Origin of the sequence: Paraburkholderia graminis (assembly GCF_003330785.1) — a bacterium.
GTDB classification, from domain to species: Bacteria; Pseudomonadota; Gammaproteobacteria; order Burkholderiales; family Burkholderiaceae; genus Paraburkholderia; species Paraburkholderia graminis.
The window spans coordinates 3,427,870-3,448,268 of record NZ_CP024934.1 but is presented as its reverse complement, the minus strand read 5'-3'; the positions used below and the strand labels follow the sequence as shown (position 1 = coordinate 3,448,268).

The following is a 20,399-nucleotide window of genomic DNA, read 5'->3' as shown; positions in this document are numbered from 1 at the left end:
TTTCGCTACGTTTCGGTCGCGGCAGTTATACCCGTATTGAAGGAATTGGGCCGGCAATTGGGGCTACAATGCCGTCGAACATCTATTCTAATCCGCACTTCGAAGCCCGCCTTATGTCGACTCCCGTCAATAGCAAACTCCGCGAAGCCGCCCTCGATTACCACGAGTTCCCGACTCCAGGGAAGCTCGCGATCTCCCCGACCAAGCAGATGATCAACCAGCGCGATCTCGCGCTGGCGTACTCGCCGGGCGTCGCGTTCGCGTGCGAGGAAATCGTCGAAAACCCGATGAATGCGGCGCGTTTCACCGCGCGCAGCAACCTCGTCGGCGTCGTCACGAACGGCACGGCGGTGCTTGGCCTCGGCAATATCGGGCCGCTCGCGTCGAAGCCGGTCATGGAAGGCAAGGCCGTGCTGTTCAAGAAGTTCGCCGGCATCGACGTGTTCGATATCGAGCTGAACGAGTCCGATCCGCACAAGCTGGTCGACGTGATCGCGGCGCTCGAGCCGACTTTCGGCGGCATCAACCTGGAAGACATCAAGGCGCCGGACTGCTTTATCGTCGAGCGCGAATGCCGCAAGCGCATGAAGATTCCGGTTTTCCACGACGACCAGCACGGGACGGCGATCGTCGTCGCGGCGGCGATCACCAACGGTCTGAAGGTGGTCGGCAAGGACATCAAGGACGTCAAGCTCGTGGCCTCCGGCGCGGGCGCGGCGGCGCTGGCGTGTCTGGACCTGCTGGTGGACATCGGCCTGCCGCTCGAGAACATTCTCGTCACCGACCTCGCGGGCGTGGTGTACAAGGGCCGCGTCGAACTGATGGACCCGGACAAGGAGCGCTTCGCGCGCGAAACCGAAGCCCGCACGCTCGCCGAGGCGATTGGCGGCGCGGACGTTTTCCTCGGGCTGTCGGCGGGCGGCGTGCTCAAGCAGGACATGGTCAAGCAGATGGCCGACAAGCCGCTGATTCTCGCTCTCGCCAATCCGACGCCGGAAATCCTGCCGGAACTGGCGCTGGAAGTGCGTCCGGACGCGGTGCTGTGCACGGGCCGCACCGACTATCCGAACCAGGTGAACAACGTGCTGGTGTTCCCGTTCCTGTTCCGCGGCGCACTCGACGCGGGCGCGACGACAGTCACGCGGGAAATGGAAATCGCCGCGGTCAACGCGATCGCGGAACTGGCGCGTCAGGAGCAGAGCGACATCGTCGCGACGGCTTATGGCATTCAGGACCTGTCGTTCGGGCCGGAATATTTGATTCCGAAGCCGTTCGATCCGCGCCTGATCGTCAAGGTCGCGCCGGCGGTGGCGAAGGCCGCGATGGATTCCGGCGTCGCCGAGCGTCCGATCGAGGACATGGAAGCGTACGAACAGCACCTGCAGCAGTTCGTGTATCACAGCGGCACGACGATGAAGCCGATTTTCCAGCTCGCGCGCGGCGTCGAGCCGGAGAAGAAACGCATTGTCTTCGCGGAAGGCGAAGAAGAGCGCGTGCTGCGGGCGATGCAGATCATCGTCGACGAAAAGCTGGCGAAGCCGATCCTGATTGGCCGTCCGGCCGTGATCGAGCAGCGCATTGCGCGCTATGGGCTGCGCCTCGTCGCGGGCCAGGATTACACGGTCGTGAACACCGATCACGACGAGCGCTACCGCGATTTCTGGCAGGAATACTACAAGATGATGTCGCGCAAGGGCATCACGCAGCAGATGGCGAAGCTCGAAATGCGCCGCCGCACCACGCTGATCGGCGCGATGCTGGTGAAAAAGGGCGAAGCCGACGGCATGATCTGCGGCATGGTGAGCACGACGCATCGCCATTTGCACTTCATCGACCAGGTGATCGGCAAGCGCGAAGGCTGCGCTGTCTACGCCGCGATGAACGCGCTGGTGCTGCCGAATCGCCAGATTTTCCTCGTCGATACGCACGTGAACGTCGATCCGACGCCGGAACAACTGGCCGAGATCACGATCATGGCCGCCGAGGAAGTGCGCCGTTTCGGTATCGAGCCGAAGGTCGCGCTTGTGTCGCACTCGAACTTCGGATCGAGCCATGCGCCGACCGCGCAGAAAATGCGCGACACGCTGACGATTCTGCGCGAACGCGCGCCGGATCTTCAGGTGGACGGCGAAATGCACGGCGACGTCGCGCTCGACGCCAATCTGCGCCGCGAAATCCTGCCGGACTCGACGCTCGAAGGCGATGCGAACCTGCTGGTGCTGCCGAACATCGACGCGGCCAACATCTCGTACAACCTGCTGAAGACGGCGGCCGGCAACAACATCGCGATTGGCCCGATGCTGCTCGGCGCGGACAAGCCGGTGCATGTGCTGACGGCGTCCGCAACGGTTCGGCGCATCGTCAACATGACGGCGCTGCTGGTCGCGGATGTGATCGCGGCGCGTTGATCGCACGGCGCTGGCTGGTTGCGTAGTAAGCACCGGCCGGCGCACGCAAACCTGCCGGCTACCTTGGCCGGCATCTCGCCCAGCAAAAAAGAAGGCGTGTCCGCAATGGACACGCCTTAGGGCGAACAGGGGATAGCCGCCCCAAAACGGCAAACAACAGGCATCGTTACAAGAATCCCGCTTCCGAACTCCGGCGACGGAGGCCCGGCGGGCGGGTGTTTTTGCGTCGTTGGGCTAATACTAGCCCGAGTGAGCAAAATTTTCTGTCAAAAGTCGTCAAAGTGCGGCCAGCAGCGCGTCGCCGTCGATTTGGGCAATTTCGGGCGCCTGGCGAACGTTGATTCCAGGGATCATTAGCGATACCCTTACGACTTTCATGGTCGTCAAACTCGTGATCTAACCGCCGGGAATCTTGGTAAATGGCACGCAGCTGGCAGCGGATCAAGGGCGTGCTGATCGGTGCGGCTGCGCTGTGCGCTTTCTGCGGCCCCGTGCCTTACGCCTTCGCGCGCAACTACACGGCACCCGCCGGCACCGATGCACAGGCACTCGGCACTGTCACGGTGGCGCAACTGCCCCGTCAGGCGGTCGATACATTGAACTTGATTGCCGCAGGCGGGCCTTATCCATATGAAAAGGACGGCGTCGTATTCGGCAACCGCGAACGGTTGCTGCCGCTCAACCGGCGCGGCTACTACCACGAATACACCGTTCCCACGCCTCGCTCACGTAATCGCGGGGCGCGTCGCATCGTCTGCGGAGGTCCGCTGAAGCGAACCGACAATTGTTACTACTCGGACGACCACTACACCAGTTTTAATCGTATTGTTGAATGACATCGGGATGAACGGCATGAGCGACAACGTCTACGCGCACGACACCGGAGTCGCGACGGATCTTTTCGCGGCCGGCGAGGGCAACCTGTTCCAGCGCGTCATGCAAATGCGCGCGGGCGATCAGGGCCGTGAGAACCGGAGCGAGCCTGACAGTGTGGTTTCATCGAACGAGGAGCCCATGAGTCTTTTCAAGACCGTACGACCGAACATCGTACAGTCGATCCGCGCGTTCCGCGTTCAGGATCTCGCGGACGAGGCGAATCAACTAGGGCAGCACTTTCTCTATGCGTATTGCGCCAATGCGCAATCGAAGCAGGAAGTGCTCGAGACCATCGCCACCTCGTTCCTGTTTCCGAAACATTTTGGCAAGAATTACGACGCGCTCTACGATTGCCTGACCGATCTCGTCCACAAGGCCGGTGCGCAGCCGGGTTTCGTGATCGTGCTGGAGCAATTGCCCGTCGCACAGAAGTTCGACAAGGAAGGGCGGGAGACGCTGCTGGACGTGTTCCGCGAGGCCGCCGAATTCTGGGCTGAGCGTAAGGTCGCGTTCCGCGTGTTTTATTCGTTTGCCTGAATAAGCTAAAAAACCCTGAGGCTTTCGCCTCCTGGCTGGATTGCAGCCGGAGCTTGCCGCCAGAACGATAAAGGCCCGCCAATTGGCGGGCCTTTATTTTGGCTTTTGCGCGGAGGCGTTGCGGCCGCTGCTGATGCCGCAGCCTTAGTCAGTGCCGCGGGCGCGGCAAGAGCCCAATCGGCCGCTCACCACCCGCCCCAGCCAGCCGCCAGCGCCGACAGCACGGCCATGCCGGCGGTTTCCGTGCGCAGCACGCGCGGTCCGAGCCCCACAGCCTGGAAGCCGTGATCCATCGCGGCGGCTTCTTCGGCGGCGGAAAAACCGCCTTCCGGGCCGACCAGCACGGTGACGGGCCCCTTCGGCGGAGCCGCGGGCAAGGCCGAGAAAGGGATGCTCGCGCGCGGCGACAGCAGGATGCGCAGTTCGTCGCCGGCGGGAACGCGCGGCATCGCGCTGAGCCATGTGGCGATTTCACGCACCGGCATGACTTCGGGCAGACGGTTGCGCCCGCATTGCTCGCACGACGCCCGCACGATGCCTTCCCAATGCGCATGCCGTCGCGCCGCGCGTTCGCCCGCCAGACGCACCACGCTGCGCGTGGTGGTGAGCGGCACGAAGCTGGATGCGCCGAGTTCCACGGCCTTTTCGATCAGCCAGTCCATCTTGTCGCCGCTCGCAATGCCTTGGGCGAGCGTGAGCCGGTAAGGCGTTTCGACTTCGATATCGCGGAACTCGCGAATTTTTACGGTGACCGCGCGGCGTTCGATGGCGGCGAGTTCGGCGCTGTATTCACCGCCTTCTCCGTTGAAAAGCACGATGGAGTCGCCCACCTGCAAGCGCAGGACAAGGACGTGCCGAACGACGTCATCGGGAAGCTGCACGATGTCGTCGGGCGAAAGGGACGTACCGACGAAGAAGCGAGGCATCAGAAAAATACTCATTAGTTCACGAAAGGTGGCGAGCGAGCGCCCAACGGTAGCCGTCCAGATCCTCAACCTGGGCGAAGCGGTCGCCCCAGAACTGGTCCTGCGGCTCGCTCAGCGATTTTGCCCCGGCGGCGAGCGCCCGGGCGTAAACCGCGTCGACATCGTCGACATAGACATAAAACGATTGCGGCGCAATCGCGCCTGCGCTTCGCGGTGTTTTCGCGGTCGAGCCGAACGCGCCTTCCGGCGCGAACATCACGATCAACTGGCCCTGATACGTCATCTCGACGTGCATGACGACGCCGTCGTCCTGCACGCTGTCCCTCAACTCGAAGCCGAACGCCGCGGTGTAGAACGCGGTCGTGGCACGCGCGTCGCGCACCGTCAGATAGGGGGTCAACCAGGGCACACCGGCTGGGCGGGAGGCGGTCATGGAGTTCTCCGGATCTATGGGTTGTTGGGCGCGTGCTCGGAAGCCGGCAGCGAGTCCCGTATCGTCTGTCTATGAGATAGCGCGCACGGGCCAAGCCGAGCATTTTGCCCGGTCGTTAGCGTGCTGGCTTTAAGAATTGACCTAGTTTACCGCTGGCTGACGGCGACGCCGCAAAGAGCCCGGCGTGCGTGGCCGCGCTGTAATGCTTCAATGCGTCGATTCGACGCGCGGCGAGGCGCGCGGTCACGTCATCGGCGGTTAGTGCGGCGGGATCGAGCGTGTCGCTGGCCGTTGCCATCATCCATAGCGAGCCGTGTAGCGGGATGAAGGTGCTCATGATGCGTACGACGGCGAACGCGCGGCGCAGGTCGTCGAGCAGACCGGCAATTCTGCCGGCGTGGAAATACGGCGAGCCCAGATGGATCGACAACGCGGCAGTCGGGCTCATCACCCGCTTCAGTTGGCGGTAGAAGGCTGTCGTGTACAGGCCGGCGGCGGGCGAGTCCGGCGGCGTCAGGTCGAACACGATCAGATCGAACTGCATGGATTGCGCGTCGGCTGCTGCGGCCACGTAGTGCGCGGCGTCGCCGATTAGCAGTTCGACGCGCGGGTCGTCGAAGGCGCCGTCGTGCACGTCCGGCAAATACTCGCGCGTCAGGCGAACCACCTGTTCGTCGAGCTCGGCGACGACGATTCTTTCGATTCCGGGATGCGCGAGCAGTTGCCGCGCGGCGCCGCCATCGCCGCCGCCCAGCACGAGCGCCGCCTTCGGCGCCGGATGCGCGAGCGCCGCCGGATGCACCATGCACTCGTGATAGATGAACTCGTCGCCGGTGGACGTCATCGGGCGGCCGTCGAGCGTGAAAAGCCGGCCGAGCTGGCGCGTCTCCCACACCTCGATGCGTTGGTACGGCGAGTCGACGCGCGCAAGCAGCGAAGCGTGCGGAAATCCGTAGACGACGTCGGGTGTGGGGTGGAACAGCAAAGAGTCGCTCAAGGGTCGGCCTGCATGAAAACGCGTTGAGTTACGCCGCTCAATTCTAACGACCCACGGCGTTCCTGGCCCGCCGCCACGCCCGGATCAACAGAGCTTCGACTTGGCAATGCGCACGCCGCCATGCGGCTTGGCGCACTGGGGCCGGTGCGGCCTTCTGTTAGAATGTCACGCTTTCAGCCTTGTCCGTTTGCTCTGCCCGTTTCGCGTCTTGAGGCGCCGCACCGTGCGCCGAAGCGGACTGGCCGCCGAGCTTCCGGGCCTCAAGCGCGCACCGCTTTTTGACTCTGTCTCCGGACTCGACATGACGACCCCGTCTCCCGCACCCACTTCCCTGATGGCCAACGCGATCCGCGCGCTGTCCATGGACGCCGTTCAACAAGCGAATTCCGGCCATCCCGGCATGCCGATGGGCATGGCCGAAATCGGCGTGGCCCTGTGGTCGCGCCATCTGCGCCACAATCCGAAGAATCCGCAATGGGCAGACCGCGACCGTTTCGTGCTGTCGAACGGCCACGGCTCGATGCTGCTGTACTCGCTGCTGCACCTCACCGGCTACGACCTGCCGATCAGCGAGCTCAAGAATTTCCGCCAGATGCATTCGAAGACGCCGGGCCACCCGGAATACGGCATCACGCCGGGCGTCGAAACGACCACCGGCCCGCTCGGCCAAGGTCTCGCGAATGCGGTCGGCATGGCGCTCGCGGAATCGCTGCTCGCCACCGAATTCAACAAGCCTGACGCGAAGATCGTCGACCACCATACGTACGTGTTCGTCGGCGACGGCTGCCTGATGGAAGGCATCTCGCACGAAGCCTGCTCGCTTGCCGGCGTGCTCAAGCTGAACAAGCTTATCGCGTTCTACGACGACAACGGCATCTCGATCGACGGCGAAGTGGTGCACTGGTTCCACGACGACACGCCGAAGCGCTTCGAAGCCTACGGCTGGAACGTGATCCCCAACGTGGTCGGCCACGACGTCGACGCAGTCGACGCGGCCATCAAGCAGGCCAAGCAGTCCGACAAGCCGACGCTGATCTGCTGCAAGACCGTGATCGGTGAAGGTGCGCCGACCAAGGCCGGCAGCCACGACTCGCACGGCGCGCCGCTCGGCGAGAAGGAAATCGCGGCGACGCGCGAAGCCATCGGCTGGAAGTGGGAGCCGTTCGTGATTCCGCAGGAAGTCTATGCGGCATGGGACGCGAAGGAAGCCGGCGCGCGCTTCGAGTCCGACTGGAACAAGGCATTCGCCGCCTACGCTGCGAAATATCCGCAAGAAGCGGCTGAATTCACGCGTCGCAGCGGGAAGCAACTCCCCGCGGACTGGAAGGAAAAAGCGAAGGCGATCATCGCCGGCGCTAACGAGCGCGCGGAAACCATTGCAACGCGCAAGGCTTCGCAGCAAGCTATTGAAGGTTTGTCGGCGGTGCTGCCGGAACTGCTCGGCGGCTCGGCCGACCTGACCGGTTCGAATCTGACCAACTGGAAGGCCGCAAAGCCGGTCCGCGTGAACGAGGAAGGCCGCGCGGCGGGCAACTACGTCAACTACGGCGTGCGCGAATTCGGCATGAGCGCCGCGATCAACGGCCTCGCGCTGCACGGCGGCTTCAAGGCGTTCGGCGGCACGTTCCTGACGTTCTCCGACTACAGCCGCAACGCGCTGCGCGTCGCCGCGCTGATGAAGGCGCCGTCCATCTTCGTGTTCACGCACGATTCGATCGGTCTCGGCGAAGACGGCCCGACGCACCAGTCGGTCGAACACGTCGCGAGCCTGCGCCTGATTCCGCATCTGCAGGTGTGGCGTCCGTCGGATACGGTGGAAACGGCGGTGGCATGGACGCAGGCCGTCGAACACAACGGTCCGTCGTGCCTGATCTTCAGCCGTCAGAACCTGCCGTTCTCGGAGCGCACCGACGCGCAGATCGCCAACATCGAGAAGGGCGGTTATGTGCTGCGCGACTGGAACGACGAGATCGTCGCGCGCAAAATCATCCTGATCGCGACGGGTTCGGAAGTGGAACTGGCGCTGAACGCGGTCGAGCCGCTGGCGCGCGAAGGCATCGCGGCGCGGGTCGTGTCGATGCCGGCGACCACCGTGTTCGACAGGCAGGACGCCGAGTACCGCGAACGCGTGCTGCCGCAAGGCGTGCGCCGCGTCGCGATCGAAGCGGGCGTGACGGATTTCTGGCGCAAGTACGTGGGTCTGGAAGGCGGCGTGGTCGGCATCGACACGTTCGGCGAATCGGCCCCGGCTGGCGTGCTGTTCAAGCATTTCGGCTTCACCGTCGAGCACGTGGTGGAGACGGCTAAAGCCGCACTCGGCTGATTCAGGACAAAGCGTTGCCGCGCGCGTGGAAGCACAACATGAACGCGTGGCGACGCGGCCGGTCAGACGGAACATCGACGTATTTTTTCAGCCATCAGGAGATAGACCATGACGATTCGCGTCGCAATCAACGGCTACGGCCGGATCGGCCGCAACACGCTGCGCGCCTTCTATGAAAACGGCAAGAAGCACGATATCGAAATCGTCGCCATCAACGATCTCGGCGATGCCAAGACCAACGCCCACCTCACGCAATACGACACCGCGCACGGCAAGTTCCCGGGCGAAGTGTCGGTGGACGGCGACTACCTGGTTGTGAACGGCGACAAGATCCGCGTGCTGGCCAACCGCAACCCGGCTGAACTGCCGTGGGGCGAGCTGAACGTCGACGTCGTGATGGAATGCACGGGCTTTTTCACGACCAAGGAAAAGGCCAGCGCGCACATCAAGGGCGGCGCGAAGAAAGTCATCATCTCGGCGCCGGGCGGCAAGGACGTCGATGCAACGATCGTCTACGGCGTGAACCACAACGTGCTGAAGGCATCGGACACGGTCATCTCGAACGCATCGTGCACGACGAACTGCCTCGCGCCGCTCGTCAAGCCGCTGAACGACAAGATCGGCCTCGTGAACGGCCTGATGACGACGATCCACGCGTACACGAACGACCAGGTTCTGACGGACGTCTATCACGAAGACCTGCGCCGCGCGCGCTCGGCCACGCATAGCCAGATCCCGACCAAGACGGGCGCTGCTTCGGCGGTCGGCCTCGTGTTGCCGGAACTGAACGGCAAGCTCGACGGCTACGCGATTCGCGTGCCGACGATCAACGTGTCGGTGGTCGACCTGTCGTTCATCGCCGCGCGCGACACGACGGTCGAAGAAGTCAACGCGATCATGAAGGAAGCGTCGCAAGGCGCGCTGAAGGGCATCCTCGGCTATAACGACGCGCCGCTGGTGTCCATCGACTTCAACCACAACCCGGCTTCGTCGACGTTCGACGCTACGCTGACCAAGGTGTCGGGCCGTCTCGTGAAGGTGTCGAGCTGGTACGACAACGAGTGGGGCTTCTCGAACCGCATGCTGGATACGGCAGTCGCGCTCGCCAACGCGAAGTAAGGTTCGAGGCTTCGCTCGGGCCGCCGGAGTTGCGCCGGCGGTTCGTCCCGCGGCGCAAGATGCCGACGCAGAAAGAAGCCACTGCCGCTCCAAAGCCGCTCCACGGAGCGGCTTTTTTACGCCTGCGGAGTCGGAAAGTAGACGCCGGCGCGCTGCGCGGCGTTCGAAATATGCGTCTCGATGGCTTTGCCCGCCGCGGCTGAATCGCGCGCCTTGAGCGCGTCCAGAATCGCGCGGTGCTCGGTGTACGTCGACAGCACCAGTTCGCGCCGGTAAAACGGCATGCGCTGGCTTTCCTTCATGACGTCCGCGCTGCTGCTCAGAATCGACTCGATCGCGGCATTGCCCGCAATGTTCACGATACGCATGTGAAAGTCGTAGTCGAGGCGCGCGGCTTCGTCGAGTTCGTCGCACGCGAGCGCCGTCTGCATGGCCGTGATGTTTTCCTCGAACCAGACGAGGTCGGAATCGCTGACGGCGAGCGCCGCCATGCGCGCGATAAACCCTTCCAGCGCGTAACGCATCTGATAGGTGTCGGGCAGCGAAGACTGCGCGGCAAAGCGCCAGGACTGCGCCGCCGCCGACGCCTGCGCGCGCTCCACATACACGCCCTTGCCAGGCCTGATCACGAGCAGCCCGAGCGCCTCGAGCGTGGACAGCGCCTCGCGCAGCGACGCGCGGCTGATCGCCAGTTCTTCCGAAAGCTGGCGCTGCGCCGGCAGCAGACTGCCCACCGGATAAACGCCCGCTTCGATCCGCTCGCGAATGGTCGCGATGGCGGCATCGGTGACGGTGTGCGGGACATTTTTCATCGGAATTCACCTCGAAGCGCGGTCTGACCGGCATTGTAGTACGCGGCCCGAAGAACGTGGAATTAACGGCGAACAGGCTGCGTCGCGAACCGCACAAGCAAGCGACACAGCGCGGGTAAACACCGTTTCGAGACGCCTTGACGTCAGTATATCGGCTTCCTACTATCCACCATAACAGGTCTGGTCGGACCAGTCTGAACAGATGGACATCCACCTCAGGAGGAAGCCGTGCTGAAGTTTCTCAATTCGCTGTTTGGCCGGGTCGTCATAGCGCTTCTGATCGGCGTCGCGATCGGCGCGCTCTACCCGCAGTTCGCGCAATCGCTGCGTCCGCTCGGCGACGGTTTCCTCAAGCTGATCAAGATGGTGATCGGTCCGATCGTGTTTTGCGTCGTGGTGAGCGGCATGGCGCACGCGGGCGATCTGCGCAAGGTCGGCCGCGTCGGACTGAAGGCGGTGATCTACTTCGAGGTGATGACGACGATCGCGCTCGTGATCGGCGCGGTGCTGGCCTACGCAACGCGTCCTGGCGCCGGCATGAACATCGACCTGCATTCGCTCGATCCGGCCTCGCTCTCCACCTACACGGAGCACGCGAAGAGCCTGAAGGACACGGCCGGTTTTCTGCTGAAGATTATTCCGGACACCGCGTTCAACGCGTTCGCTACCGGCGACATTCTGCAGATTCTGGTCTTTTCGGTGCTGTTCGGTTCGGCGCTTTCGTTGCTCGGCAGCAAAGGGCAGCGCGTGGGCAGCATGATCGACGAACTCGCGCAGGTGTTCTTCCGCGTGATGGGTTTCATCATCAAGCTGGCGCCGCTCGGCGTGCTCGGCGCGATTGCCTTTACGACCGGCAAGTACGGCGTCGAGTCGCTCAAGCAGCTCGGCATGCTGGTGCTCGTGTTTTACGCGAGCTGCGTCGTGTTCGTGGTGGTCGTGCTGGGCGTCGTCATGCGGCTCGCGGGCTTCAGCATTTTCAAGCTGATCCGTTATCTGCGCGAAGAGTTGTCGATCGTGCTCGGCACCGCTTCTTCCGATGCCGTGCTGCCGCAAGTCATGCGCAAGCTCGAATGGATGGGCGTCAAGGATTCGACGGTCGGTCTCGTGATTCCGACCGGCTACTCGTTCAATCTCGACGGCTTTTCGATCTATCTGACGCTCGCGGTGCTGTTCATCGCGCAGGCGACCAACACGCCGCTTTCCACGCACGATCTGATCGTGGTCGTGCTGGTGTCGCTCGTGACGTCGAAGGGCGCGCACGGCATTCCCGGCTCCGCGATCGTCATTCTGGCGGCGACGCTGTCCGCGATTCCGGCGATTCCCGTGCTTGGCCTCGTGCTGATCCTTCCCGTCGACTGGTTCGTCGGCATTGCCCGCGCGCTGACCAACCTGATCGGCAACTGCGTGGCGACGGTGGTCGTCGCCGTGTGGGAGAAGGACATCGACCGGGTGCGCGCGCATCGTGTGCTGAATGGCGATGCGGATTTCCGCTATGTCGCCGGCGGCGAGGAAGCTGCTGTCGAACCCGTCAGCGGTCATAGCGGCGCGCCCGCTGTTTGAGGGAGGCTTTAAGGGCAGCACGAAGGGCAGCACGAAGGGCGGCGCGTGGCGAGACCTCGAAGCGAGCCACGCCGCCTCGCGCGGGCCGGTTTGCCCAGGCCGCGGGCAGAGCCACCGCTCGCTACCGTTGCTGTCCGCGAAGCCCGCTCGCACGTTTGCCTGACGCTTCCCGATTCCACGCCCCACGCCGCACGTTTTCTCCGCCGACAAACCCGCTGGACCGCCGGCGCATCTCCAACTTCACGTCGCTTGACTGAAAACCATGGCTAATCCGATCCTCGACCCGAACGCTCCCGCTTTCACCCGCCGCTACATGAATCTCGCCGACCCGCGGCTCGGCGCAAAGGCGCTCTTCGCCAGCGACGAATTCTTCGCGCCGAAAGAACGCATGCTCGATCCGCAGCCGGCGGTATTCATCCCCGGAAAATACGACGACCACGGCAAGTGGATGGACGGCTGGGAAACCCGCCGCAAGCGCACGAGCGGCCACGATTTTTGCGTGATCCGCCTCGCGCGGCCGGGCGTCGTGCACGGCGTCGATCTGGACACGAGCCACTTCACCGGCAATTTTCCGCCGGCGGCGTCGATCGACGCCTGTCACGCGGACGGCGACGTGCCGCCCGACAATGCCGACTGGCAAACGCTGGTTCCCGCGACGACGCTCCAGGGCAATCAGCACCATTACGTCGAAGTGAACGACGCGCGTGCCTTCACTCACTTGCGCGTGAACCTGTACCCGGACGGCGGCCTCGCGCGTTTGCGCGTGTACGGCCACCCCAGGCGTGACTGGGAACGCGTGGAGCGCGGCGCGCTGCTGGACCTCGCGGCGATTGAAAACGGCGCGTATCTGGTCGCCGCCAACAACCAGCATTTCGGCCCCGCCTCGCAGATGCTGATGCCCGGCCGCGGCGTCAACATGGGTGACGGCTGGGAGACGCGGCGCCGCCGCGAGCCGGGCAACGACTGGGCGATCGTCGCGCTGGCGCGGCCGGGCGTGATCCGCAAAATCGAAGTGGATACCGCGCATTTCAAGGGCAATTTCCCGGACCGCTGCTCGTTGCAGGCCGCGCGCGTCATCGGCGGGACCGACGATTCGCTCGTTACGCAAGCGATGTTCTGGCCCGTGCTGCTCGATGAGCAGAAGCTGCAGATGGATCACGTACACACGTTCGCGGACGGCCTCGCGTCGCTCGGGCCGGTCACGCACGTGCGTTTCAATATCTTCCCCGACGGCGGCGTGTCGCGGCTGCGCCTGTGGGGCGAGATCGCGTAAATGGAGCGTCACGCATGAAGACCCCGGAAGCGGTTTTGAAACCCACATTGCAACTGCAGCGTCTGACGCGCGAGGCGTTCGCGCCGTTTGGCGACGTGATCGAACTCGAAGGCGCGCGTCATTTTCCGATCAACGGCGGCACGACCGAGCGCTATCACGACCTCGCGCGCGTCGACGTGGCGGACGAGGGCGGGCGGCCGCTCGTCAACCTGTTCCGGGCGCAGCCGCATGCGTTGCCGCTCGACATCGCAATGATGGAGCGGCACCCGCTCGGCAGTCAGGCTTTCATTCCGTTGACGCCGTGCCGCTATCTGATCGTCGTCGCGCCGGCCGGCGAGCTCGATTGCACGCAGATGCGCGGCTTCTGGACCGACGCCTGGCAGGGCGTCAATTATGCGAAGGGCGTCTGGCATCATCCGCTTCTCGCGCTTGATCGCGTGAGCGATTTTCTCGTCGTCGATCGCGGCGGTGACGGGCGCAATTGCGACGAGCAGACATTGCCGCAGCCGTGGCGGCTAGTGTTCGCGGAGAGCGTCGAAATACCGGCGTAAGCGCTGAAGTAAGCAAGTGAAATGCAATAGCGCAACGCACCGCTTTTCATTCGACGAAAAAATGGCCCGGCCGATTCACCACCGGCCGGGCCATTCTGTGCTTATCGCTCAATTTCCGACCGCGCCCCCCGACACGGCCGATGCCACGTCAATGCTTGCGATGCGGGCAATTTTCCTTCGTGCAGGCACCGTACAGCGCCAACGCGTGTTCCTGCAGCTTGAAGCCGCGTTCCTTCGCAATGGACTGCTGACGATTCTCGATTTCCGAGTCGAAAAACTCTTCCACGAGGCCGCAATCGAGGCACACCAGATGGTCGTGGTGCGACCCTTCGTTCAGTTCGAACACCGCCTTGCCCGATTCGAAATTGCTGCGCGACAGCAGGCCGGCCTGCTCGAATTGCGTCAGCACGCGATAAACGGTGGCAAGACCGATATCGAGCTCTTCGTGCAGGAGATTGCGGTACACGTCTTCGGCCGTCAGGTGACGGACGGGGCTGTGCTGAAAAATCTCAAGGATTTTGAGGCGCGGAAGGGTCGCCTTGAGCCCGATATTCTTGAGATCGGTTGGATTGGTCATGACAAGGGATCCCTAGAGTACAATGCTGGGCTCTCATAGTAATGTGTTTTTGCCGTTCTGGTCATCTTCGATGGAATGAAACTCGCGCGGCTCGTCAGCGGGCCCGCACGGTGAGTGAAATGATTTCAAAATCTCAATTGATCTACCGGGGGAGCCGCATGCGGGGTACCTTGATCGCTGTTGCGGCTGTCGCGATTCTCGCAGGATGTTCCACGTACGACAGCCTCACGCAGCGGATTGCTCAAAGCATCACGCCGTACCGGATTACCGTTGTGCAAGGCAACTTCGTCTCGAAAGAAGCTGCCTCGCAAATGCAGGTGGGCATGTCGCGCGCGCAGGTGCGTCAGTTGCTCGGCACGCCGCTTCTGGCCGACATGTTCCACGCTGACCGCTGGGACTACGTGTTCTATTTCAAGCGCGGCTCGACCAACGTCGTGCAGCAGCGCGACTTCATCGTCCTGTTCGCCGGCGACCGCGTCGCGAGCTGGAGTGGCGGCGAAGATCTGCCGTCGAACCTCGAACTGCTCGCCGAAATCGACGGCGACAAGCGCGGCAAGAAGGCAGCGGTGCCTAACGTAGCAAGCAGCGCTGCGGGCGCAAGTGCGCCGGTCGCCGCTGCGGCCCCGGTCACCGTGGACACCACGCGCTCGCCGTCCGTCGAGGGTGCAGCGGCCGCCGCCGCGCCGTCCACGGATGCGAACGCCGAAGCCGCACAAGCCGCCAATCGTGCGACGAATGCCGTGCAGGCGCCGTCGCGCAATACGCGCTCGTCGGTGCGCTCAACGGCGCCAACCGCGAATGCCGGCGGCGTGCCGCCGCAAGGCGCCACGTCCGCTGGTCAGCCGCAGTTCCAGTTCCATCGTCCGCCGCCTCCCGCGCCGTCGTCGCAGGACAATCCGGTCGGGCCGAGCGGTTCGTCGCAAAGCGGCAGCAGCCCGACGTACAACGCACCGTTGACCGCGCCGTCCACTTCGGGAACGAGCCAGTAATATCGTTGTCCTTGTTTTAAGACGGTAGCCGCGCAAGCGCCCGCTGCAACGTGACTTTTTGCGTTGCGTCGCGCATGAAGCCAGGTTGCGCGGCGCCGTCCGGTTCTCTGCTGTTCCAGTCATGCGCGGCGCGAGGGCGTGCTGCCCGCCGCCGCTTTTGCCCGCGCTTGCCGGGCCGTTCTTTCGAACCCTCGTAGCCATGAAAATTGCGATTGCTGGCGCATCGGGCCGTATGGGCCGCATGCTCATCGAAACGGTTCTTAACGATTCCGACGCCACGCTGTCCGGCGCGCTCGACCGTCCAGGTTCGCCGCAACTCGGTCAGGACGCCGGCGCTTTTGTCGGCAAACAGACGGGCGTCGCGCTGACGGACGACATCGAGCGCGTGTTCGCCGAGTCCGACTATCTGATCGACTTCACGCGCCCGGAAGGCACGCTCGTGCATCTCGAAGCGGCGCAGCGCCACAACGTGAAAATGGTGATCGGCACGACCGGCTTCGACAACGCGCAGAAGGCGCAATTGCGCGCCGCGGCGGACAACGTCGCGATCATGTTCGCGTCGAATATGAGCGTGGGCGTGAACGTCACGCTGAAGCTGCTCGAATTCGCGGCGAAGCATTTCGCGACCGGCTACGACATCGAGATCATCGAGGCGCATCACCGTCACAAGGTGGACGCGCCGTCGGGCACCGCGCTCACCATGGGCGAGGTGATCGCGAATGCGCTAGGCCGCAATCTCGACGACTGCGCCGTCTACGGCCGCGAGGGCGTGACGGGCGAACGTGATCCGTCCACCATCGGCTTTTCGGCGATTCGCGGCGGCGACATCGTCGGCGATCATACGGTGCTGTTCGCGGGCATCGGCGAGCGGATTGAAATCACGCACAAGTCGGCGAGCCGTCTCTCGTACGCGCAGGGTGCGCTTCGCGCCGTGCGTTTCCTCGAAGGCCATCAGACCGGCTTCTTCGACATGCAGGACGTGCTCGGCTTGCGCTAGGCACAGTCCGGCACATTCTTTCGGCGAGGCCAGATGGCAGGCGGCAGCGGCATCATCCATTACCTTCAAACGAGCGACGCGATCACGCATGGCGTCGCCTATGTGCTGTTGGCGATGTCGGTGGCGAGCTGGTGCTTTCTGATCGTCAAGAGCTGGGTGCTCGTGCGCGCGAAACGCCAGGCGACGCGCGCGATTGCGCGCTTCTGGCAGGCGCCTACGCTCGCTGAAGGCGTCGCCGCACTGAAGCGCGCCGACCGCGAGCGCGTCTTCTCGCCGCTCGCCGAAGCGGCGCTCCATGCCGCCGAGGTCGATATTCCCGGTGCGTTGCTCGCGCGCGTCGAGCGCGGCGAGCGGGTGCTGAGAGCACTGCGCCAGGCGCTTAGCGCGTCGCAACGGCGGCTCGAATTCGGGCAAGTGCTGCTCGCTTCGGTCGGCAGCACGGCGCCTTTCGTCGGGCTGCTCGGCACTGTGTGGGGCATTTATCACGCGCTCGGCAGTATTGCGGCGAGCGGGCAGGCACAGATCGAAAACGTCGCGGGCCCGGTCGGCGAGGCGCTCATCATGACTGCCTTTGGCCTCGTGGTCGCGATTCCTGCGGTGCTCGCCTACAACGTGCTCGGGCGTCTCGTGCGGCAGTTGTCGGAGGAACTGGACGGCTTCGCGCACGATCTGCACGCGTACGTCTGCGCGCCCGCCGGCCAGCCACAAGCGCCGCTGCGTGGCCAGCAGGCCGCCGCTCAGCAAGCTCACTGAGCGCGCGGCGAGGAGGCGACATGGCATTCGGCGGACTCGAGAAAAAGCAGACGGCCGCGCCGATGGCCGAGATCAATATGACGCCGTTGATCGACGTGATGCTCGTGCTGCTCGTGATCTTCATCATTACCGCGCCTTTGTTCACGCACGCGATCCGGCTCGATCTGCCGAAGGTCGCCGCGGCGCCGGCGCGCGAAACGCCGCAAACCATTTCGCTTTCAATCGACGCCGCGGGCAAGCTCTACTGGAACGGCAGCCTCATCACGCTCGAACAGATGCGCAGCCGCTTCGCGCAGGCAGCGAAAGCGGCGGACGCGAGTGAAGCCGTGCAGAACGGCGACGCCGGCAAAGCGACTGGCCAGCCCGAAATCCACCTGCACGCCGAGCGCAACACGCGCTACGAGGTGATCGCGCAGGTGATGGGCGCCGCGCAGCAGGCCGGTCTCGAGCGGATCGGCTTCGTGACGGACCCGCCGCCGGCCGCGCGGCAGTAAGCGCGCGGCTTCAGAGCGCGGCGCAGCCGTCCGCGAACGGTATAATCAGCCCTTTCCCCCGCAGAAGGGGAAACGACGCCATTTCATCCAGCAAAAGCACCAAAGCAGCATAGCGGCCGGTGCGGAAGCACCGAACCCAGCGACCCATCACACCATGCACGAAAAATACGTTCCCTCCGACGTCGAATCCGCCGCGCAAGGGCAATGGCGCGCCATCGACGCGTACAAGACGACGGAAACCACCGACAAGCCCAAGTTCTATTGCGTCTCGATGCTGCCGTATCCGTCGGGCAAGCTGCACATGGGGCACGTGCGCAACTACACGATCAACGACGTGATGTACCGCTATCTGCGGATGAACGGCTACAACGTGCTGATGCCGATGGGCTGGGACGCGTTCGGCATGCCTGCGGAAAATGCCGCGATGGCCAACAATGTGCCGCCGGCCAAGTGGACCTACGACAACATCGCTTACATGAAGAAGCAGATGCAGTCGATGGGTCTCGCGATCGACTGGTCGCGCGAAGTCGCCACCTGCAGCCCCGACTACTACAAGTGGAACCAGTGGCTGTTCCTGAAGATGCTGGAAAAGGGCATCGCGTACAAGAAAACCGGCACCGTCAACTGGGACCCCGTCGATCAAACCGTGCTCGCGAACGAGCAGGTGATCGACGGCCGCGGCTGGCGCTCGGGCGCGCTCGTCGAAAAGCGCGAAATCCCGATGTACTACATGCGCATCACGCAGTACGCGGACGAACTGCTGAACGATCTCGAAGGTCTCGGCTGGCCCGAGCGCGTGAAGATCATGCAGCAGAACTGGATTGGCAAGAGCTTCGGCGTGAACTTTGGCTTCCCGTATGAAATCGACGGCGAACAGAAGCTGCTGCGCGTGTTCACCACGCGCGCCGACACGATCATGGGCGTGACGTTCTGCGCGATCGCCGCCGAGCATCCGCTCGCCACGCGCCTCCTGAAAGACAAGCCGGAACTGCAGGCTTTCATCGACGAATGCAAGCGCGGCGGCGTTGCCGAAGCCGACGTCGCGACGATGGAAAAGAAGGGCATGGCCACCGGCTTCTACGTCACGCATCCGCTGACGCAGGAACGGGTCGAAGTGTGGATCGGCAACTACGTGCTGATGAGCTACGGCGAAGGCGCGGTGATGGGCGTGCCGGCGCACGACGAGCGCGACTTCGCGTTTGCGAAGAAGTACGGTCTGCCGATCAAGCAGGTGGTGGCGGTCGAAGGCAAGGAATTTTCGACAGACGCGTGGGAAGAATGGTACGGCGAGAAGACGGGCACGCTCGTCAACAGCGGCAAGTACGACGGCCTCGATTACGAACAGGCGGTGGACGCGATCGCCGCCGACCTGAAAGCGCTCGGCCTCGGCGACAAGCAGATCACGTGGCGTCTGCGTGACTGGGGCGTGTCGCGCCAGCGCTATTGGGGCACGCCGATTCCGATCATCCATTGCCCGAAGTGCGGCGACGTGCCGGTGCCGGAAAAAGATCTGCCGGTCGTGCTGCCTGAAGACCTCGTGCCGGACGGCACGGGTAATCCGCTCGCGAAGTCCGAAGCGTTCGTGAACTGCGCCTGCCCGACTTGCGGCGGCGCGGCCAAACGCGAAACCGACACGATGGACACGTTCGTCGATTCGTCGTGGTACTTCTACCGCTACGCGTCGCCGGATGCGAAGACGATGGTCGACGAGCGCACCGATTACTGGGCGCCGATGGACCAGTACATCGGCGGTATCGAGCACGCGATTCTGCACCTGTTGTACTCGCGCTTCTGGGCCAAGGTGATGCGCGACCTGGGTCTCGTCAAGTTCGGCGAGCCGGCCAGGAACCTGCTCACGCAGGGCATGGTGCTCAACGAAACGTACTATCGCGAAGACGCGACGGGCAAGAAGACCTGGTACAACCCGGCAGACGTGACCGTCTCGTTCGACGACAAGGGCCGCCCGGTCGGCGCCGTGCTGAACTCGGACGGCGAGCCGGTCGTGCTCGGCGGCGTCGAGAAAATGTCGAAGTCGAAGAACAACGGCGTCGATCCGCAATCGCTGATCGATCAGCACGGCGCGGACACCGCGCGTCTGTTCGTCATGTTTGCCGCGCCGCCCGAGCAGCAGCTCGAATGGTCGGGCTCGGGCGTGGAAGGCGCGAGCCGCTTCCTGCGCCGCGTCTGGAATTTCGCTCAGGCGAACGAAGCCGCGTTGCGCGCGGGCGGGCAGTTCGACGCCGCGCAACTCGGCGACGCCGACAAACTGCTGCGCCGCGAAGTCTATAGCGTGCTGAAGCAGGCCGACTTCGACTACCAGCGTCTGCAGTACAACACGGTCGTGTCGGCCGCGATGAAGATGCTCAACGCGCTCGACAGCGCGAAGGGCGCGCTGCCGGGCGTACTGCGCGAAACGTACAGCGTGATGCTGCGTGTGCTGTATCCGGTCGTGCCGCACCTGACGTTCCAGCTCTGGCAGGAACTCGGTTATGCCGACGAATTCGGTTCGCTGCTCGACGCGCCGTGGCCGAAGGTCGACGAAAAAGCGCTCGAGCAATCGGAGATCGAACTCGTGCTGCAGGTGAACGGCAAGGTGCGCGGCGCGCTGACGGTGGCGAAAGACGCGTCGCGTGAATCGATCGAACAGCTCGCGGCCGCGCATGAAATGGTCGCGAAGTTCAGCGAAGGCAAGGCGCCGAAGAAGATCGTCGTCGTGCCGGGCCGTCTCGTGAACGTGGTCGTTTGACGACACAGCAACACCTGCCGGCCGGCAA

18 protein-coding genes are annotated in these 20,399 nt (G+C 63.7%); 13 read left to right on the top strand and 5 right to left on the bottom strand.

Translation table 11 applies throughout. The annotated features are described in order from the left end of the window. Nucleotides 1-68: 68 nt before the first annotated feature. The 3 genes from CUJ91_RS15380 to CUJ91_RS15370 all read left to right on the top strand — a co-directional run bounded on the left by CUJ91_RS15380 (nt 69) and on the right by CUJ91_RS15370 (nt 3,821). The gene (locus CUJ91_RS15380; RefSeq protein WP_029971476.1) at nt 69-2,408 is read left to right on the top strand and encodes an NADP-dependent malic enzyme; all 2,340 of its coding nucleotides are present in this window, start codon (nt 69-71) and stop codon (nt 2,406-2,408) included. Between the two features lie 419 nt (nt 2,409-2,827). After that, on the top strand, nt 2,828-3,244 hold the full coding sequence (locus tag CUJ91_RS15375) for a ribonuclease (protein ID WP_114156480.1): 417 nt from the start codon (nt 2,828-2,830) through the stop codon (nt 3,242-3,244). Nucleotides 3,245-3,251: 7 nt separating this feature from the next. Beyond that, nucleotides 3,252-3,821 carry a barstar family protein gene (locus CUJ91_RS15370; protein ID WP_029971475.1) on the top strand — a complete coding sequence of 190 codons (570 nt, stop codon included), beginning with the start codon at nt 3,252-3,254 and terminating at the stop codon, nt 3,819-3,821. 185 nt (nt 3,822-4,006) lie between these two features. Here the strand turns inward: CUJ91_RS15370 and CUJ91_RS15365 are convergent, their stop codons facing one another. From CUJ91_RS15365 to speE, 3 genes are all read right to left on the bottom strand, one after another. Then, nucleotides 4,007-4,747 carry a 16S rRNA (uracil(1498)-N(3))-methyltransferase gene (locus tag CUJ91_RS15365; protein WP_006051888.1) on the bottom strand — a complete coding sequence of 247 codons (741 nt, stop codon included), beginning with the start codon at nt 4,745-4,747 and terminating at the stop codon, nt 4,007-4,009. Nucleotides 4,748-4,766: 19 nt separating this feature from the next. Beyond that, nucleotides 4,767-5,180, bottom strand: coding sequence for a VOC family protein (locus CUJ91_RS15360; protein WP_006051889.1), 414 nt, complete (start codon nt 5,178-5,180; stop codon nt 4,767-4,769). Between the two features lie 115 nt (nt 5,181-5,295). Then, a complete protein-coding gene (gene speE, locus CUJ91_RS15355) occupies nt 5,296-6,177 on the bottom strand; it encodes a polyamine aminopropyltransferase (RefSeq protein ID WP_114156479.1) in 882 nt (293 codons plus the stop codon). Between the two features lie 301 nt (nt 6,178-6,478). Here speE and tkt point away from each other — a divergent pair, with 301 nt between their 5' ends. Then, entirely contained in the window at nt 6,479-8,500 is a 2,022-nt protein-coding gene (gene tkt / locus CUJ91_RS15350; RefSeq protein ID WP_006051891.1) for a transketolase, read from the top strand. Between the two features lie 108 nt (nt 8,501-8,608). Then, nucleotides 8,609-9,619, top strand: coding sequence for a type I glyceraldehyde-3-phosphate dehydrogenase (gap, locus tag CUJ91_RS15345; RefSeq protein WP_006051892.1), 1,011 nt, complete (start codon nt 8,609-8,611; stop codon nt 9,617-9,619). A 116-nt stretch (nt 9,620-9,735) separates the two neighbouring features. Here gap and CUJ91_RS15340 read toward each other — a convergent pair whose 3' ends face one another. Next, nucleotides 9,736-10,431, bottom strand: a complete 696-nt coding sequence (locus tag CUJ91_RS15340; protein ID WP_006051893.1) for a FadR/GntR family transcriptional regulator — start codon at nt 10,429-10,431, stop codon at nt 9,736-9,738. A 228-nt stretch (nt 10,432-10,659) separates the two neighbouring features. On the opposite strand from CUJ91_RS15340, the gene CUJ91_RS15335 reads away from it, so the two are divergent. The 3 genes from CUJ91_RS15335 to CUJ91_RS15325 all read left to right on the top strand — a co-directional run bounded on the left by CUJ91_RS15335 (nt 10,660) and on the right by CUJ91_RS15325 (nt 13,815). Then, entirely contained in the window at nt 10,660-11,991 is a 1,332-nt protein-coding gene (locus tag CUJ91_RS15335; RefSeq protein WP_029971469.1) for a C4-dicarboxylate transporter DctA, read from the top strand. A 262-nt stretch (nt 11,992-12,253) separates the two neighbouring features. Continuing rightward, a complete protein-coding gene (alc, locus tag CUJ91_RS15330) occupies nt 12,254-13,264 on the top strand; it encodes an allantoicase (RefSeq protein ID WP_006051895.1) in 1,011 nt (336 codons plus the stop codon). A gap of 14 nt (nt 13,265-13,278) precedes the next feature. Further along, nucleotides 13,279-13,815 (top strand): ureidoglycolate lyase, encoded by a 537-nt coding sequence (locus CUJ91_RS15325; RefSeq protein WP_029971468.1) that lies wholly within the window; start codon nt 13,279-13,281, stop codon nt 13,813-13,815. Nucleotides 13,816-13,963: 148 nt separating this feature from the next. Here the strand turns inward: CUJ91_RS15325 and fur are convergent, their stop codons facing one another. After that, nucleotides 13,964-14,392, bottom strand: a complete 429-nt coding sequence (gene fur, locus CUJ91_RS15320) for a ferric iron uptake transcriptional regulator (protein WP_006051897.1) — start codon at nt 14,390-14,392, stop codon at nt 13,964-13,966. Between the two features lie 158 nt (nt 14,393-14,550). Between fur and CUJ91_RS15315 the strand changes: the two genes are divergently transcribed. The 5 genes from CUJ91_RS15315 to leuS all read left to right on the top strand — a co-directional run bounded on the left by CUJ91_RS15315 (nt 14,551) and on the right by leuS (nt 20,371). Then, nucleotides 14,551-15,381, top strand: a complete 831-nt coding sequence (locus CUJ91_RS15315; protein ID WP_006051898.1) for an outer membrane protein assembly factor BamE — start codon at nt 14,551-14,553, stop codon at nt 15,379-15,381. 199 nt (nt 15,382-15,580) lie between these two features. After that, entirely contained in the window at nt 15,581-16,378 is a 798-nt protein-coding gene (dapB, locus tag CUJ91_RS15310) for a 4-hydroxy-tetrahydrodipicolinate reductase (RefSeq protein ID WP_044021887.1), read from the top strand. A gap of 33 nt (nt 16,379-16,411) precedes the next feature. Further along, entirely contained in the window at nt 16,412-17,131 is a 720-nt protein-coding gene (locus CUJ91_RS15305; RefSeq protein ID WP_006051901.1) for a MotA/TolQ/ExbB proton channel family protein, read from the top strand. Nucleotides 17,132-17,151: 20 nt separating this feature from the next. Further along, nucleotides 17,152-17,625 (top strand): ExbD/TolR family protein, encoded by a 474-nt coding sequence (locus tag CUJ91_RS15300; protein WP_114156478.1) that lies wholly within the window; start codon nt 17,152-17,154, stop codon nt 17,623-17,625. 154 nt (nt 17,626-17,779) lie between these two features. Continuing rightward, nucleotides 17,780-20,371 carry a leucine--tRNA ligase gene (leuS, locus tag CUJ91_RS15295; RefSeq protein ID WP_053858733.1) on the top strand — a complete coding sequence of 864 codons (2,592 nt, stop codon included), beginning with the start codon at nt 17,780-17,782 and terminating at the stop codon, nt 20,369-20,371. The last annotated feature ends 28 nt before the right edge of the window (nt 20,372-20,399 follow it).

Bases quoted from the DNA above. Each gene is read 5' to 3' on its own strand.
- CUJ91_RS15380 (WP_029971476.1), top strand. From the start codon at position 69: ATGCCGTCGAACATCTATTCTAATCCGCACTTCGAAGCCCGCCTTATG.
- CUJ91_RS15375 (WP_114156480.1), top strand. From the start codon at position 2,828: ATGGCACGCAGCTGGCAGCGGATCAAGGGCGTGCTGATCGGTGCGGCT.
- CUJ91_RS15370 (WP_029971475.1), top strand. From the start codon at position 3,252: ATGAACGGCATGAGCGACAACGTCTACGCGCACGACACCGGAGTCGCG.
- CUJ91_RS15365 (WP_006051888.1), bottom strand. From the start codon at position 4,747: ATGCCTCGCTTCTTCGTCGGTACGTCCCTTTCGCCCGACGACATCGTG.
- CUJ91_RS15360 (WP_006051889.1), bottom strand. From the start codon at position 5,180: ATGACCGCCTCCCGCCCAGCCGGTGTGCCCTGGTTGACCCCCTATCTG.
- tkt (WP_006051891.1), top strand. From the start codon at position 6,479: ATGACGACCCCGTCTCCCGCACCCACTTCCCTGATGGCCAACGCGATC.
- gap (WP_006051892.1), top strand. From the start codon at position 8,609: ATGACGATTCGCGTCGCAATCAACGGCTACGGCCGGATCGGCCGCAAC.
- CUJ91_RS15340 (WP_006051893.1), bottom strand. From the start codon at position 10,431: ATGAAAAATGTCCCGCACACCGTCACCGATGCCGCCATCGCGACCATT.
- alc (WP_006051895.1), top strand. From the start codon at position 12,254: ATGGCTAATCCGATCCTCGACCCGAACGCTCCCGCTTTCACCCGCCGC.
- CUJ91_RS15325 (WP_029971468.1), top strand. From the start codon at position 13,279: ATGAAGACCCCGGAAGCGGTTTTGAAACCCACATTGCAACTGCAGCGT.
- fur (WP_006051897.1), bottom strand. From the start codon at position 14,392: ATGACCAATCCAACCGATCTCAAGAATATCGGGCTCAAGGCGACCCTT.
- CUJ91_RS15315 (WP_006051898.1), top strand. From the start codon at position 14,551: ATGCGGGGTACCTTGATCGCTGTTGCGGCTGTCGCGATTCTCGCAGGA.
- dapB (WP_044021887.1), top strand. From the start codon at position 15,581: ATGAAAATTGCGATTGCTGGCGCATCGGGCCGTATGGGCCGCATGCTC.
- CUJ91_RS15305 (WP_006051901.1), top strand. From the start codon at position 16,412: ATGGCAGGCGGCAGCGGCATCATCCATTACCTTCAAACGAGCGACGCG.
- CUJ91_RS15300 (WP_114156478.1), top strand. From the start codon at position 17,152: ATGGCATTCGGCGGACTCGAGAAAAAGCAGACGGCCGCGCCGATGGCC.
- leuS (WP_053858733.1), top strand. From the start codon at position 17,780: ATGCACGAAAAATACGTTCCCTCCGACGTCGAATCCGCCGCGCAAGGG.